We start from the raw sequence: 17,175 nt of genomic DNA, 5'->3' as shown, positions 1-17,175 counted from the left end.
CGTGCTGTTGCAGAAAGTAATCGCCTTAGTCCAGCCGCAACTCAGGCGGCTCCGGTGCATCCTTGGTCGCCGGGGCCACTTTGGTGTTTACCGGTTGCAGCGTTGTTTGCCCGGTCGGGGCTCCGGTTTTGTCGCTCGGCTCGGCGGGCACCAGTTTGTATTCCAGGCCTTGGGTGTTCTTGAGGTAGATCTCCATCTGGCGGAACGAGATGTTGATGTGCTGCTTCTTGAACTCGCGATTGATGAAGCGGTTGATCTCGTCCAGCACCGGGTTGCGGTCGCCCAGGTCGCGGACGTGCATGCGCAGTTCGTGGTCGAGGGTGCTTTCGCCGAAGTTCAGGAAGTAAACGATCGGCTCTGGTTCCTTCAGCACCCGAGGGTTTTCCCGGGCGGCTTGCAGCAGCAGGGAGCGCACCAGATCCAGGTCCGAGCCGTAATCGACGCCCAGCTTGAGCGTTACGCGGGTGACAGTGTCGGTCAGCGACCAGTTGATGAGCTGGCCGGTGATGAAGGTCTTGTTCGGGACGATGATGTCCTTGCGATCGAAGTCAGTGATGGTCGTTGCGCGGATGCGGATCTTGCTGACCGTCCCCGACAGGGCGCCGATGGTGATGGTGTCACCGATCCGCACCGGACGTTCGAAGAGGATCATGATGCCGGATATGAAGTTGGCGAAGATCTCCTGCATGCCGAACCCGAGCCCTACCGACAGCGCCGCGACCAGCCACTGCAATTTGTCCCAGCTCACGCCCAGCGTTGACAGCGTTGTCACGAAGCCGACACCGGCGATGGTGTACGACAGCAGCGTGGTCGTCGCGTAGGCACTGCCTTGCGCGAGGTTCATGCGTGACAGCACCAGCACTTCCAGCAGGCCGGGCAGGTTGCCGGCGAGCACGAAGGTGATGACGATGATCACCCCTGCACCGAGGAAGTCGCTCAGGCTGATCGGCACCATACTCATGTTGGCACCGGTACCGCTGGTGTATTCGTAGAGGATGATGTTGTCCAGGTAGGCGAACACGGTGATCAGCTCGGCCCAGACCAGGTACAGCGCACCGACGAAACCGGCCAGCAGGGCCAGACGAATCAGGCGCAGCGACTGCTGGTTGACCTGTTCGATGTCCAGTTTCGGCTCTTCGACCGGAATGTCGCTGTCGCCGTTTTCCCGGGCTGCCTGACGTTTGGCCAGTGCACGCTGGTAGGCTAGGCGGCGGGCGGCGACGCTCAGGCCGCGGACGAACGTCGCCTCGACCATCAGCCAGATCATCATCAGGTACAGGGTGTCGATCAGGCGGTCGCTGAGCTTGAGCGCCGTGTAGTAGTAGCCAAAGCACACGGCCAGAAAGAGTGCGACGGGCAGTGCCGTGAACACCACACCGACAGTCTTGCGGAACAGCGAAGCGTTATGATGCGTGGGGCTTGAGATCAGCAGGCGAGCGAGCAGCCAGGTCATCAGAGCGTAACAGGTCAGCACCACGCCGATCCCCAGCACATCGTCGGCCAGCGCGGCAGGCTGGTGCTCGGCTACGGCCACCACCGCCACCAGGGCGAGAACGACCAGCCCGAGGCGACGCACCCAGCCACGCAGGAACTCGACCTGCGCCGTTTCCCAGCGGAAATGCAGCTGGGCAACGCCAGATGGGGCGAGTACGCGGTAGGCGGTGTAGAACACCAGCCAGGCGAGGGCGATCTGCAGCAATGCCTCACCCAGGTTGGCGTTCTGCCCGCGTGCATCGATTTGCAGTGCATAGCCGCACAGCGCCAGGCCCAGCGCCACGGGCATGGCCAGCAGCACGTTGATCAGCAGCGCCAGTGGCGTTTTCCATTGGCTGTCACGTTTGAAGTGGCCGATGTCGGCATGCAGGCGATTCAGCTTCTGATACAGCGCCTTGCGCCGCCAGGTCAGTACGCCGATCAACAGCAGCAGGGGCAGGAACAGCAGCGGTCGCTGAGTCAGACCGTCTGACAGCTCGCTCAGGCTGGATGTCCAGGGCAGGGTGGCGATCTGCTTTTGCAGGCGCGGCCAGATATTCTGAAACCATTCCAGGTCCAGCGGCTTGTTGCTGGGGATCCAGAACATCTGCTCGTCGAGTGTCGCGCGCAGTCCCTGAGCGGTGCTGGTCAGCTGCTTCTGGTTCAGTTGCAGCGTGATGGACTCGTTGAGCAACGCGCTCAGCTCGCGATTGAGGCGTTCCAGCAAGTCGCTGCGGGTGATGGCCAGGTCCAGCAGCGTGCGGCGCAGTTGCGGGGTAATGTTTTCAGGCGGTTGAGTGGCGAGCAGCTTCTCGACATAGGCGGTCGGCGTGCTCATCTGTTCGCGTTGCTGGTTGATGTCGAACTGATACAGACGAATGTTGGCGATTTCGTCGGCCAGGCCCTTGTCCAGCTCCAGATGTGGCAACGCCTGCTTCTGCTTGTAGAGAATCTTGGACAGCAGCAGGCTGCCGCTCAGCACGTTGATCTGCTCGCTGAGGGCTTGATCGGTCTGGGTCAGGTTGTCCAGTTGCTGTTTGGTCTTGAGGTTTTGCTGGGTCAGCTCGTTGAGGCGGTCGGTGCCGCGCAACAGGTAGTCAGACAGCTTGAGGTTGGCGGCGCTTTCGGTCGCCAGCAGGCTGCTGCCACCGGACTTTTGCGCTTCCAGGGACAGGTCGGCGACCGTTTTCTGCGACTGGGCGCGACGCTTGTCGTTGATCAGGGTTTGCAGGTCCTGAATTTCCTGTTCCTGGCGCGCGACCTTTTCGGTCAGCAAGTCATGCTGGCTATTGCCCAGGTCCTGCAACTGGCTGTTGCCGGCCAGTTCCTGACGGCGCAGCAGGTTGAGGGCGTTGATCGAGGCCAGTTCTGAATTGAGCAGGTTGCGCTGGTCGGCGCTCAGGGTTTTGCCGTTGTCCTTGCCGCTCTTGAGGATGGCGTTGATCTGCTGGATACGCGTCTGATTGGCGCTGATTTCAGTCTGCGCCCGCTCAGGCCGGGTCTGCGCGGTGATGGCCAGGCTGTTGGCGTCGTTGAGTTCGCTTTGCAGGTCGCTTTGCTGGGTACTGCGCTGGCTGAGAAGCTGCTCCAGTTGTGGCACATCAAGGCCGCCGTAGCGCTGGGCGACGGGTACCACTTTGCTTTCTTTCAGGCGGGCCAGCTCGCGCTGGTTTTCCGAGGTCTGTTTTGGCGCCTGGGCCAGTTGTTGCTTGAGCGCTTCGAGTTTCTGCTCGCTGTCCTTCTTGCTGGCGAGAAAAGCCAACGTTTGCTCGAGTACCTGTTGCAGCGCTTTCTGCTCGGCATCAGGCAGCTTGCGATCAGCAATCTTGTCGAGGCTTTGCTGCACGGCATCGCTGCTGGGCGGGTCGGCGGCGAGCGCCGGGAAGGTGGACAGGCAAAGCGCAAACAGTGCGGCAGCACAAATGGAACGCAGGGAAAACATAGACACCGGTCGCATGATGATACGTGTGGATTGGCAGTTTAAAGGAACAGTCCGGGGCCCGGGCGGGTTCCTTCGGGGAATTTGACGCCCACTTTCTGGATCTTGTTCCCGTCCATGACGGCAACTGTCCAAATAGTTCCATTCCATTCAATCTGGTCGCCCACCACTGGCTCGCCGCGGTTCTTCTGCACGATGAACTGGCTGAGTGGCATTCCGGGGTCAATGCCATCGAGTTTCAGGCCATACAGGGCCGCGACTTCACCCAGCCGTGCATCGCCTTCAAGAACGAAGTCGCCGAAGAAGCGCAGGTCCAGGCCACGTTGCGGTGCCTGGCTGAACAGTTTGCCCAGTGCCGGAAGATCATGTTCGTGACCGATCACACAGAGCAGGTCGCCCACTTCCAGCGTCGTACTGCCGGACGGGTGAAGCAACTGCTGGCCCCGGAACAGCGCGGCAATACGCGTGCCTTCAGGCATTTTCAGCTCACGCAGCGCCGCACCGATGCACCACTTTTCAGCGCCCAGACGGTAGACGAACAGCTCCCATTCACTGGTGACGTGCACCTCCAGTGCGGCCCGGGAAATAGGCGCAGGGTCAGGCGGAACCGTCACTTTCAACAGTTTGGCCACCCACGGCAGGCTGGTGCCTTGCAGCAACAGCGAGACCAGTACGATAAAGAACGCCAGGTTGAAGTACAGCTGCGCATTGGGCAGCCCGGCCATCAGCGGGAACACGGCGAGGATGATCGGCACCGCGCCGCGCAGGCCGACCCAGGCGATAAAGGCTTTTTCGCGGCCATGGAAGGCCTTGAACGGCAGCAGGCCGACCATCACCGACAGCGGGCGTGCCACCAGAATCATCCACAGCGCCAGGCCCAGTGCCGGTATTGCAATCGGCAGCAGGTCGTGGGGCGTGACCAGCAGGCCCAGCACCAGAAACATGCCGATCTGTGCCAGCCAGGCCATGCCGTCAAGCATGTGCAGGATGCCGTGGCGGCTGCGGATCGGTCGGTTACCCAGCACCAGCCCGCACAGGTAGACCGCGAGAAAACCGCTGCCGTGGATAGCGTTGGTCAGGGCGAAGATCGCCAGGCCGCCGGCAATCACCAGAATCGGGTACAGGCCGGCCGCCAGATTGATGCGGTTGACCAGCTGCAGCAGGATCCAGCCGCCGCCCAGGCCGATGAAACTGCCGATACCGAATTCCTGGATCAGGTGCCCTAGCAGCCCCCAGTGCAAGCCGGTCTGACCGCTGGCCAGCATGCCGATCAGGGTGACGGTCAGGAACACCGCCATGGGGTCGTTGCTGCCCGACTCGATCTCGAGGCTGGCGGTAACGCGCTCGTTCAAGCCTTTGCCGCCCAGCAGGGAGAACACCGCAGCAGCGTCTGTGGAGCCGACGATCGCGCCGATCAACAGGCCCTGAATGACGCTGAGATTGAACAGCCAGGCAGCCACCATGCCGGTCAGTACCGTGGTGATAAGCACGCCCACCGTCGCCAGCGACAAGGCAGGCCACAGCGCTACCCGGAAACTGGCCACCCGGGTGCGCAGCCCGCCGTCAAGCAGAATGACGGCCAGCGCAAGGTTGCCGACCAGGTACGCGGTAGCGTAGTTATCGAAGATGATCCCGCCGCCATCCACGCCCGCTACCATACCCACGGCCAGGATGATGACCAGGATCGGAATGCCCAGACGTGATGAAAGAGAACTGACCAGGATGCTTGCGGCTACCAGCAACGCGCCGACCAGGAACAGGCTGTTGATGGTGGTGGCGTCCAAGGGCGGTACTCCGTAGAAAACTGAATTGAAGCGAGAGGGGCGAAAACTGACCATGCAGTCCGCATGCCAAGCGATTTAACCTGTTGAATTGCTTGGCTGTCAAAGATCAATTTCCGGCGGATCACGCAGCTTCGGCGTTCCAGAGCACGTGACTCGTTGCAATCTGGCGGTCGACACAGACGTATATGCCACAAGCCAAGCCTTCTTGCGGCCTTTTGTCGAGCTCCAGCTATAGAAGGTTTTCATCATGGACGATGAAAGTGCAGCAAGTCAGAAGGGCGGAAATTCATTTAGCGATTACCTGAATCCGCATGCAGAGTTCTGGGCGCGGGCGAGTCAGTACTTACGGCTGAACCCGATCAATCTGCAGTCACCCGCTGCCTTTGCTGTCGGGCCTCTGACTGAATCAGTTCACGCGCCTGCCTGCGCAGGGTCGCGTTATAAATAGTTAGTGCCACGTATGCCGTAAGGGGTGATTACGTGCATGACTTCTCTCATACAGGAAGAAGTCATGACGACCCAATCTCTGAAAATACCTGAAACCGATCAGCAACTGCTGCGTGAACGCGCGAAGCAATTTGTTTTCGACTACCCCGATCTGCACGATCTGGCCTATAGCGTAGTCAGCAAGATCATGCTTCAGCACACGAAAAAGGTGTTCAACCCCGACAAGGTCTATTGGCATCGTTTCGGCAGCGCAAGCAGCAGCCCGCGTACATTTACCGGCTGGCGGCATTCCGGCAAACCGCTGCAATCGATGACGTTGATCGAACTGCTCATGCAGAACTTCAACGCCCACGACCAAGAGGCCAGTGATGAGCTTTCCCTCTACGGCGGCTTTTATACCGACGGTCCGGATCATGAGGTGTTCGACGAGCGCAACGAGGTGCCCATGCTACCGCAGACTTTGCTGGCAGAAATGTGGACGCTGGATTTCAGCTCGCTGTACACCCGCCGCATGGAGCGTTTCTGGAGTTCGCACAGTGAGAATTTTTGCATTCTGGCCAAAGCGCACTATTTGGTTGCAGCCGGTAATTGCCTGCGCAAAGGTCAGCTTTCGCCAGACGACTTCAAGCACGTCACTCGATTCGTCGTCACTGATCCCTCGCAGCCAGCGACGCTGAAGGCCTTGCGGGACTCGCCCTTGGGAACGCCTGGCCTTTCGGTGCATACGCTGGATATCAACGGCGTCAAGACTTACGACATGCTGCGTATCGTTATCGCTGATGGCCGGGAAGTGATTTACCGGCCTGATGCCGAGCAGCCTTTTCAGGTGTTCGAAAACGAACGCGCGCTGTACAACTGGCTCAAGGTGCAGTTCGCGAGCGAGCAGGTGGGTAAGGCACTGACAGGCAATTTCCTGCGCGGCGAAGCGGCACGAACACAAGACGGCGTCAGGTTTGCGCGCGGGGTCAGTGAATTGCTCGCACATGACTGGCGTGCCGATGTTCGACTTATCAATCAATCCCGGGCACCCATCGTGGGTGATCCCTTTATTCATATGCGTGATATCGCGCGTCAGGTCATGACCGCCGACGCGCATCAGTTGCTGACGTCCAATGCCGATCTGCGCAAGCAGATGTGGATCGGTTATCTAAGTGCCTTCATGCAGGCTTTTGGCGGGCTAGCCGCGTTGGGGTGGCCCATTGCTCTGACGCTGGTTGGCGCAGGCCTCGCCAATACCGGGTTGAACATTGATCAGGCGATCAATGGCAAGACCCCGGCGCAACGTCGCGCTGGTGCATTGGGTGCCATTATCAACACCCTTTACCTGCTTTTTAATCTGCCGCTACTGATGTCCATTCGTACCATGCCTGAGCCTGTGCCATTAGTGCGGGCGGATGTCGTGTCGCTCCCCAGTGAAGTTGTGGAGAGTGGCGTGATTGTCGATCCGCTGGAAAACATGGAAGGCAACCTGCTGCTGGACAGCCTCACGCCCTCAGCCGAGGAAGGCAGGTTTCGTGGCGTTTACTCGTTGGGCAATGGCGAAACCTGGATCAAGCTTGCGCGGTTGCCGTATCGCGTGATGTTCAGTGAGCAACAGCAGTGCTGGCTTATCGTTGACCCTGACAATCCTTTTGCGTTCGTTGGCAGTAAGCCGGTTCGCTTGGGGCTCGACGGAGAATGGACGCTGATTCAATCACCTGGCTTGCAGGGTGGCTCGCCTATGGATCCGCAGGTGCCGTCTACCAGCTCATCAGTCCCGCCAGGAAAACCTTATGCAACAGTGCATTCAACGTTCTGGGACAGGTACCTGCAAACGGACATATTCAATGAGCAATATTATGCAGAAAGAGCCCTGACTCGTCAGAAAGAGGTCATGGATATCTGGGAGCCAACCACGGACGATGTTCTGGAGTCTGACTCTTCACCCGAAGGCGATGAAGTGTACCGGGACCCGTGGCACGGTAAACACAGGGTATTCAAGCTGGGCGAGGATGACTATTACGGCGCTAACATCATGCTCTATACCCAGGAGGATACGGTGTTCAATCGATTCCTGCGTACAGGCGAACGTAGGGGCTCCAACCAGGTAAGGTTCATTGAGCGTCTTGCCGATGACATCCAGGTAGTGGGCTATAGCAATGATGTCGAGTTGTATCGGGGTGGCAGCGGTGATCGGGGTACCTCGGGTGCCGTGTTCCGCAGCGGGCAGATCAAGATCGGCGATGTGCTGGTCAATACCGATATAACTTCGTTCAGTGAAAACCCCTACGTGGTCAGCGCGTTTGCCAGCAGTCGAGCCGGCGCTCCTACTAACGCGGTGATTGGGCCGATAACGTTCGATGATACTTCGGTGGTCTTTGTGTTGCCCAAAGGACGGTATTTGAGGGCCACGCCGATCGCGCCATTTTCAGCCTCGCCCGATGAGGCCGAATCGATCTTTTTGCCTGGTTGTTATTTTCAAATCGAGAGTATCGAAGAAGTGGTCGGCGAGTTTTACCGCATCATGAAAGTCCAGATGCAGGAGGTCGATCGCCCGGTTCAGGGAAGAGCGCTTTACGATATGCGCACGGGCGAGCCATTCAGTCGAGAGCAATACGCGCTCAAGTTGGGGGCAGATGCCAAGGCATTGGTCGACCGGTTCTTTCCACAGAACCCGATGACTGACCTGTTCAGCCCTCACTGATCAAGCGCCGCCCGGTTTTATTTAAAACCAGCCATCGCGCATGGCAAGGCAAGTGTCATCGCGGTTTTCCAGAATGCTCAGTTCGTGATGGCAGCCCGGTACTTCCCAGGTCAGGAAGTACCGGGCTGCTTGAAGCTTGCCCTTGTAGAAGTCGCTGTCGGCCGAATGACCTTTGCCCAGACCTTCCTCAGCGCGAATCGCCTGTTCCAGCCAGCGCCAGCCAATAATGGTATGGCCGAATACCTTGAGGTACAGCGCCGAATTGGCCAGCGTACTGGTGATTCTGCCTTGCGCCAGATCGGTCAGCAGACCGAGGGTGACAGCCTGCACATGAGTGACCAATTGCTCCAGAGGTTGGCGCAGCTCATGAAGTGAGTCGTAAACCTGCGCCCGCTCGCATGTGTCGGATATCAGGCGCAGCAGTTGCTTGAGGCCGGTGCCGCCATTTTGCGCCAGCTTGCGACCAAGCAGGTCCAGCGACTGAATGCCGTGAGTGCCTTCATGAATCGGATTAAGCCGGTTATCGCGGTAGTACTGCTCAACGGGGTATTCGCGGGTATAGCCGTGACCACCGAGAACCTGAATCGCCAGCTCGTTGGCCTTCAGGCAGAACTCCGAAGGCCAGGACTTGACCACCGGAGTCAGTAAGTCCAACAGTTCATGGGCATGCTTGCGGGCGTCGTCGGTTTCGCCGGTCTGTGTGTCGTCGAACAGTCGCGAGGCATACAGGCACAGGTCGAACGCGCCTTCTACATACGCTTTCTGGGTCAGCAGCATACGCCGCACGTCGGCGTGCTGAATGATCGGAACAGGCGTGCTCTCGGGGCTTTTGCTGTCAGGCAGCCGACCTTGAGGTCTATCGCGGGCATAATCCAGAGAGTACAGATACCCCGAATAGCCGAGCATGACCGCGCCCAGGCCGACGCCGATGCGTGCTTCGTTCATCATCTGGAACATGTAACTCAAACCATGATGAGGCTTGCCGACCAGATAGCCGACACACTCACCGTTATCGCCGAAATTCAGCGCGGTGGAGGTCGTGCCTTTCCAGCCCATCTTGTGAAACAGGCCAGCCAGCAGCACATCGTTGCGCTTGCCGAGGCTGCCGTCGTCGTTGACCAGAAACTTGGGCACGATGAACAGCGAGATACCTTTGACCCCGCCAGGGGCATCCGGCAGTTTTGCCAATACCATGTGCACGATATTTTCCGAAAGCGCGTGATCACCACCCGAGATGAAAATCTTGTTGCCACGCAGCCGGTAGGTGCCGTCGTCTGCCGGTTCGGCGCGGGTGCGGATGTCTGACAGCGACGAACCTGCGTGTGGCTCGGTCAGGGCCATGGTGCCGAAGAAGCGCCCCTCGATCATCGGTTGCAGAAAGCGCTGTTTTTGTTCGTCGTTGCCAAAACTCTCAATCAGATTCGCCGCGCCCATGCTCAGGAACGGGTAGGCCGTGGTTCCGACATTGGCTGCCTGAAAGTGGGCAAAGCAGGCCTGTGACAGTAGGGTCGGCAACTGCATGCCGCCCGCTTCAAAATCACGCGATGCATTGAGAAAACCAGCGGCGAGAAACGCATCCACAGCAGGCTTGACCTCGGGGATCAGAATCGCTTCGCCATTTTCATAGCGCGGCTCGTTTTCGTCAGCCTTGCGGTTGTGCGGCGCAAAATACTTTTCCGCGATAGTACGCGCCGTCCCCAGCGCTGCATCAAAGGTTTCCCGCGAATGCTCGGCAAACCGCTCACGCCGCGTCAGCCCTTCGGCGTCCAGCACTTCATACAGCTCGAAAGCCAGGTTTCGGGAACTGAGCAGCGACTCGGACATGATGGCGTACCTATTCTTGGAATGGCTCAAGTCTAGGTCGGGTTGAGGAGGGAGGGTAGCAAGATTGATTCGGGTGATGGTCGAGCGTGTGCGGGGGGTATCGAGAGCGGACGCGGAGCGTCCAGAGCATGGGAACGGTCGGTGTCTTTCCGACACCTCTCGTTCCGCACGCTCCAGCATGGGAATGCCTTTCTTGACGCTCTGCGTCATCTGTTACCGAGCGGCATCAGCCGATCGTCATCAGGCTCGCATTGCCACCCGCCGCCGCGGTGTTGACGCTCAATGCCCGCTCTATCACCAGGCGTTCCAGCGGCACGTTGGTTTCGCCGTGGGACAGGCCATTGACGCCGACGATTGCACCGCTGCGCTGGGCGATCTGCTGGCAGATGGCGCGTAGCTGGTCGGAGTCGCCGTGGTGCAGGACTGCGTCGATGGCGACTTCGTCCTTGGTCCAGTCAGGGATCAGCTTGATGCGTGCCTGCACATCCTTTGGCAGACGAGCGCGCAATGGCTTGCTGATGTCTGTTTCCGGCCACACGGCAGAACTGCCGACAGCCAGCACGGCCGCCAGTTGAATCAGCAGGTCGTTCTCGTCATCCGCCAGGCAAAGCACGTGTTCACGCGGCAGAATCGCATAGCTGTTGCGCTCGCCGGTCGGGCCCGCCAGCTGGCGAGTGATGCCGCTTTGCGATTGCTCGGCGTATTGGCTGCACAGGGCATCCAGTTCGGCTTGCTGGTTACTGGCTGCCCAGGTCTTCAAGGCTTGCAACGGTTTGTTGAGGATGTCACGCAGGCGGGTGTCCGGAGCAGACAGTGCATCACTGCGCACGAACGATTTCTCGATGGCATCCTGCGGACGCGTCGACAGCAGGCGGTACAGGTACAGCGGGCCACCGGCTTTAGGGCCGGTACCGGACAGGCCTTCGCCACCAAATGGCTGGACGCCCACCACCGCACCGACGATGTTACGGTTTACATAGACGTTGCCTGCGTTGACGTTGTCGATGACCTTGGCGATGGTTTCGTCGATGCGCGTGTGCACGCCGAGGGTCAGGCCGTAGCCGGATGCGTTGATCTGGTCGATCAGCAGGCCGAGTTCCTTGCGCTTGTAGCGCACCACGTGCAGTACCGGGCCGAAGATTTCGCGTTGCAGCTCATCGAAGCTTTCCAGCTCGATCAGGGTCGGCATCACGTAGGTGCCGCGCTTGAGCTCTGTGCTGTCGGCAATGGCCACCTGATAAACCGTACGGCCTTTGTCGCGCATGGCCTGGATGTGTTTCTCGATACCCGCTTTGGCCTCGGCATCGATCACCGGGCCGATGTCTACAGACAGACGCTCCGGGTTGCCGAGACGGCTCTCGGCCATCGCCCCCTTGAGCATTTCGATGACGCGGTCGGCAGAGTCTTCCTGCAGGCACAGCACGCGCAGTGCCGAGCAGCGTTGCCCGGCGCTGTCGAACGCAGAAGAGACTACGTCAATGACAACCTGTTCGGTCAGCGCCGAAGAGTCGACGATCATCGCGTTCTGACCGCCGGTTTCGGCGATCAGCGGGATAGGGCGGCCCTGCGAATCCAGGCGTCCGGCTACATTGCGTTGCAGCAGGCGGGCGACTTCAGTGGAACCGGTGAACATCACGCCTTTGACGCGTTCGTCGCCGACCAGCCCGGCACCTACGGTTTCACCGCGCCCCGGCAGCAATTGCACGACGCCTTCCGGGATGCCGGCTTCAAGCAGCAGGCGCACGGCCTGGGCGGCAATCAACGGTGTTTGCTCGGCCGGTTTGGCCAGCACCGGGTTGCCCGCAGCCAGTGCAGCAGCGACCTGACCGCTGAAAATTGCCAGCGGGAAGTTCCAAGGGCTGATGCAGACCACCGGCCCCAGCGGACGATGGGCGTCGTTGGTGAAATCATTGCGCGCCTGTACGGCGTAGTAACGCAGGAAGTCGACGGCTTCGCGCACCTCGGCGATGGCGTTGGCGAAGGTCTTGCCCGCCTCGCGGACCAGCAGGCCCATCAAGGGCTGGATGTCGCTTTCCATCAAATCGGCAGCACGTTCCAGAATTGCGGCGCGTTCGGCAGGCGGTGTTGCCTGCCAGATCGGGCCAGCGCTCAAGGCGCACTGGATGGCGTTCTCGACATCCTGCAGCGAGGCTTCCTGAATATGACCGACCACATCACGCAGGTCGGATGGGTTCAACGCGGCAGTCAGTGTGCCTGCGCTGGCCGGGCAGCCGAGCATGGGAGCAGCTTTCCAGTCATTGTGCGCTGTGGCGAGCAGGGCCGAGGACAGCGAAGCCAGACGATGCTCGTTGGCCATGTCGATGCCGCTGGAGTTGGCGCGCTCGGTGCCATACAGGTCGCGCGGCAGCGGAATGCGCGGGTGCGGCAAGCCGAAACCGCCTTCCTGTGTTGCCATGCGTTCGATCTGGCTGACCGGGTCGGCCACCAGTTCCTGAATGGAGATCGAATGGTCGGCAATCCGGTTGACGAACGACGTGTTGGCACCGTTTTCCAGCAGACGACGGACCAGATAGGCCAACAGCGTTTCATGCGTGCCGACCGGAGCGTACACGCGGCATGGACGGTTCAGCTTGCCGTCTGCGACCTTGCCTACGACCTGCTCGTACAAAGGCTCGCCCATGCCGTGCAGGCACTGGAACTCATACTGACCTGGGTAATAATTCTGCCCGGCGATCTGGTAAATAGCCGCCAGGGTGTGGGCGTTGTGTGTGGCGAATTGTGGGTAAATGACTTCTGGTGCCGCCAGCAGCTTGCGGGCACAGGCGATGTACGAGACGTCGGTGTACACCTTGCGCGTGTACACCGGATAGCCTTCCAGACCTTCAACCTGGGCGCGCTTGATCTCGCTGTCCCAATACGCGCCCTTGACCAGACGGATCATCAGGCGGTGACGGCTGCGCCGAGCCAGATCGATCACGTAATCGATCACATAAGGGCAGCGCTTCTGGTAAGCCTGAATCACGAAGCCAATGCCGTTCCAGCCAGTCAGCTGCGGTTCGAAGCACAGGCGCTCGAGCAGATCCAGTGACAGCTCCAGACGATCAGCCTCTTCGGCATCGATGTTCAGGCCGATGTCGTACTGCTTGGCCAGCAGGGTCAGCGACAGCAGGCGCGGGTACAGTTCTTCCATCACGCGCTCGTACTGGGCGCGGCTATAGCGCGGGTGCAGTGCCGACAGCTTGATGGAAATGCCCGGGCCTTCGTAGATACCGCGGCCGTGGGAGGCCTTGCCGATGGAGTGTATGGCCTGCTCGTAGGACGCGAGATACTTCTGCGCATCATGCTCGGTAAGCGCCGCTTCACCCAGCATGTCGTAGGAATAGCGGAAGCCCTTGGCTTCAAAACGGCTGGCATTGGCCAGGGCTTCGCCGATGGTTTCGCCGGTGACGAACTGCTCGCCCATCAGGCGCATGGCCATGTCGACGCCCTTGCGGATCATCGGTTCGCCGCTCTTGCCGATGATGCGGCTCAGCGAAGATGTGAGACCTGCCTCGTTGTGAGTGGCGACCAGCTTGCCGGTCAGCAGCAGGCCCCAGGTGGCAGCGTTGACGAACAGCGACGGGCTGTTGCCCAGATGCGGCTGCCAGTTTCCGTTGCTGATCTTGTCGCGAATCAAGGCATCGCGCGTGCCCTTGTCCGGAATGCGCAGCAACGCTTCGGCCAGGCACATGAGTGCAACGCCTTCCTGCGAGGACAGCGAAAATTCCTGCAACAGGCCTTGAACAATGCCAGCGCGGCCGCCAGCGCTTTTCTGGTTACGCAGCTTTTCGGCAATCGACGCGGCCATCTTGTTGGTGGCTTCGGCAACAGGTGCGGTCAGGCGCGCCTGCTCCAGCAGCATCGGCACCACTTCCTGCTCGGGGCGGCGGTAGGCGGAGGTGATGGCGGCCCTCAGTACCGACTGCGGTTGAATGCTCTCGGCAAAATCAAGAAAGCATTGCAGGCCAGTGTCTTCCGCCACTTCGCCACGGTCTTCGCTGTCTTTGCCAGTCGCGCCATTGAGCTCCAGCAAGGTTGCACCACTCTCCAGTTTTTCCAGGTAATTGAAAATCGCCTGCTTGATCAACCAGTGCGGTGTGCGGTCGATCGAATGGGCGGCGGCTTTCAATCGCTCGCGGGTCGGGTCGTCAAGTTTGACGCCTAGAGTAGTGGTGGCCATGTGTTGTCCTCATTATAGCCACGCGGCGGTGGCATCGGCTTTGGCAAAGATTAGCGCCGTGACGGGGTCAGGTGCAACCGAGTGCAACCCTGTTTCGACAATATTTTGTGACATTCCCGGCAAGCAGGCCGCAATAGCGTTGCTTTGCCCAGAGCTGGTGCGTGATTGTTTGTAGATAGGGCCGAAAACGCCCTAAAATGGCGCAGAAAAACGCCTTTATTGGTTTTTTTGTAACAGGTGCAACTTGCACGTTGAAATGGGTTGCACCTTGTTTGGTTTGTTTAATAGGATTCATTCCCGCGGTGCAACCGCCAGCAATTGATTGCCGATCCTTGCGGAGCGATCAGTCAACGCGGTGTCGGGTGCAAAAGTATGGATGCGCCGAATATCGGTCGCTATTCCCTTTGGCACCGGGTGCCAACATAAAAACAATGCCAAGGCAGAACTCATGAGTGTCAGCAACCCTACCTTGATCACGTTTGTGATCTATATAGCGGCAATGGTCTTGATCGGCCTGATGGCCTATCGCTCTACCAACAACCTTTCGGATTACATCCTCGGCGGGCGCAGCCTGGGCAGCGTGGTAACAGCGCTTTCAGCAGGAGCCTCGGACATGAGCGGCTGGCTGTTGATGGGGTTGCCGGGGGCTATCTATATGTCCGGCCTGTCGGAAAGCTGGATCGCCATTGGTCTGATCATCGGTGCCTACCTGAACTGGCTGTTCGTGGCCGGTCGTCTGCGCGTGCAGACCGAGCACAACGGTGATGCCCTGACCCTGCCGGATTACTTCAGCAGCCGCTTCGAAGACAACAGCGGCCTGCTGCGCATCATCTCGGCCATCGTGATTCTGGTGTTCTTCACCATCTATTGCGCCTCGGGCATCGTTGCTGGCGCGCGTCTGTTTGAAAGCACCTTCGGCATGTCCTACGAAACCGCCCTGTGGGCTGGCGCTGCGGCGACCATTGCCTACACCTTCGTCGGTGGTTTTCTGGCCGTGAGCTGGACCGACACCGTACAAGCCACGCTGATGATCTTCGCCCTCATCCTGACGCCGATCATCGTCCTGCTGGCGACAGGCGGGGTAGATACCACCTTCCTGGCCATTGAAGCGAAAGATCCGACCAGCTTCGACATGTTCAAGAACACGACTTTCATCGGCATCATTTCCCTGCTTGGCTGGGGTCTGGGTTATTTCGGCCAACCGCATATTCTCGCGCGCTTCATGGCGGCTGATTCGGTCAAGTCGATTGCCAGCGCCCGACGCATCTCCATGGCCTGGATGATCCTGTGTCTGGGCGGTACTGTGGCGGTAGGCTTCTTCGGTATCGCTTACTTCTCCGCGCACCCGGATGTGGCCGGGCCGGTGACCGAGAACCCCGAGCGGGTGTTCATCGAGCTGGCCAAGCTGCTGTTCAATCCATGGGTTGCCGGTGTGCTGCTGTCGGCCATTCTGGCTGCGGTGATGAGTACGCTTAGCTGTCAGTTGCTGGTGTGCTCCAGCGCGCTGACCGAAGACTTCTACAAGGCTTACCTGCGCAAGGGCGCTTCGCAGCTTGAGTTGGTATGGGTCGGGCGTGCGATGGTGTTGCTGATCGCGATCATTGCCATTCTGCTGGCCGCCAACCCCGAGAACCGCGTGCTTGGGCTGGTGAGCTATGCCTGGGCAGGGTTCGGCGCAGCATTCGGCCCTGTGGTGCTGATATCTGTGCTGTGGAAAGGCATGACACGCAATGGTGCGCTGGCCGGGGTAATAGTCGGTGCGGCGACTGTCGTACTCTGGAAACAGTTCAGTACCCTTGGTCTGTATGAAATCATCCCGGGTTTCATCCTTGCCAGCATCGCCATCGTGGTATTCAGCCTGATCGGCAAGCCTGCGTCGGCGTCCATGCAGACACGTTTCCTGGCGGCTGAGCAGGAGTTCAAAGCCAACCGCTGATAGCGCTGCTTAATGAACTGATGAAATAAAAGCGGCCCGCACTTTCTGCAAGTGCGGGCCGTTTTTTTAGCGCTTGATTCAAGGCCTGCGCGCGGCTCAGCTCTTGTTGTGATCAATATCGAGATTATAAAAAGTGGCCCTGCCACCTTCGGAGGTATACCCGGTATTGTCTTGGGTATAAACACCGGCCTTGAAATACAAAGGCTTGTCGCGCCAGGTCTCGCTGATGCGCTTGCTCCAGTCGGTGTCATTGACACTGACAGTCAATTTCCCGCCCTTGCTCAGGTGAATGACGTAATTGAATGTCTGATTGAGCTTCACACCGTCGACTATCTTATAGACCTTGCTTTCGTCGTCATCGAAACGATTGCGAACTTTCGCAACGATTTCTCCACTCTTGGTGTCTTCCTTGTATTGATACTCGACTTTCAGAAGAGGCTCGGTGCTTTCATAGGCATGTATCTGGCCGATCACGATCTTGCCGGAAGAAGGCACCTGATCGACTTCCAGTTTAGCGTTCAGATAGTTGTCCGCATCGGGATATACCCAATTGTGCAGTGATCCATCTGACCATGTTTCCCGTAACTCGCTGCGTGAATATTTGGCGTTTTCGGTTTTGGTCCCGGTTACCGGAGACCAGAACACAATGGAGTCCGATTTCGATTTGAAGTATTTGCCGTCATAACCTTTCACAAGCTGAGCGGTCGTAATGGTCCTGGGAGGTGAGTCCACTGGAATGCTGAGTTGGTACGATCCAAGATCGATCATTTTTAATCCTTCCGCGCATGTCTTTTTCTACCAAGGGGGCACCTCTAGCAAGAGGGTTTGATCACGTTTTATACGGATTGTAGGGCGATTTGTTAATGAAAAATTGTCGAACCAATGACGTCAAAGTGCTGTCACTTTTCC

General features: G+C 58.9%; 7 protein-coding genes. 2 read left to right on the top strand and 5 right to left on the bottom strand.

Translation table 11 applies throughout. The annotated features are described in order from the left end of the window. Positions 1–25 precede the first annotated feature (25 nt). Both mscK and AO068_RS04085 read right to left on the bottom strand, forming a co-directional pair. A complete protein-coding gene (mscK, locus tag AO068_RS04090) occupies positions 26–3,415 on the bottom strand; it encodes a mechanosensitive channel MscK (protein WP_058407725.1) in 3,390 nt (1,129 codons plus the stop codon). A 38-nt stretch (positions 3,416–3,453) separates the two neighbouring features. Beyond that, the gene (locus tag AO068_RS04085) at positions 3,454–5,196 is read right to left on the bottom strand and encodes a potassium/proton antiporter (protein ID WP_004666441.1); all 1,743 of its coding nucleotides are present in this window, start codon (positions 5,194–5,196) and stop codon (positions 3,454–3,456) included. Between the two features lie 484 nt (positions 5,197–5,680). On the opposite strand from AO068_RS04085, the gene AO068_RS04080 reads away from it, so the two are divergent. After that, entirely contained in the window at positions 5,681–8,326 is a 2,646-nt protein-coding gene (locus AO068_RS04080) for a dermonecrotic toxin domain-containing protein (protein WP_058407724.1), read from the top strand. A gap of 21 nt (positions 8,327–8,347) precedes the next feature. On the opposite strand, the gene AO068_RS04075 is transcribed toward AO068_RS04080, so the two are convergent. Further along, the gene (locus AO068_RS04075) at positions 8,348–10,150 is read right to left on the bottom strand and encodes an acyl-CoA dehydrogenase (RefSeq protein ID WP_058407723.1); all 1,803 of its coding nucleotides are present in this window, start codon (positions 10,148–10,150) and stop codon (positions 8,348–8,350) included. A 226-nt stretch (positions 10,151–10,376) separates the two neighbouring features. After that, positions 10,377–14,330, bottom strand: coding sequence for a trifunctional transcriptional regulator/proline dehydrogenase/L-glutamate gamma-semialdehyde dehydrogenase (gene putA, locus AO068_RS04070; RefSeq protein ID WP_058407722.1), 3,954 nt, complete (start codon positions 14,328–14,330; stop codon positions 10,377–10,379). Positions 14,331–14,778: 448 nt separating this feature from the next. Between putA and putP the strand changes: the two genes are divergently transcribed. Continuing rightward, on the top strand, positions 14,779–16,266 hold the full coding sequence (gene putP, locus AO068_RS04065; RefSeq protein WP_058407721.1) for a sodium/proline symporter PutP: 1,488 nt from the start codon (positions 14,779–14,781) through the stop codon (positions 16,264–16,266). Positions 16,267–16,362: 96 nt separating this feature from the next. Here putP and AO068_RS04060 read toward each other — a convergent pair whose 3' ends face one another. Next, the gene (locus tag AO068_RS04060; protein WP_058407720.1) at positions 16,363–17,034 is read right to left on the bottom strand and encodes a polysaccharide lyase family 7 protein; all 672 of its coding nucleotides are present in this window, start codon (positions 17,032–17,034) and stop codon (positions 16,363–16,365) included. Positions 17,035–17,175 lie beyond the last annotated feature (141 nt).

Origin of the sequence: Pseudomonas sp. ICMP 3272, from assembly GCF_001466905.1 — a bacterium.
Classification (GTDB): domain Bacteria; phylum Pseudomonadota; class Gammaproteobacteria; order Pseudomonadales; family Pseudomonadaceae; genus Aquipseudomonas; species Aquipseudomonas amygdali.
This window is presented reverse-complemented; position numbering and strand designations above follow the sequence as displayed.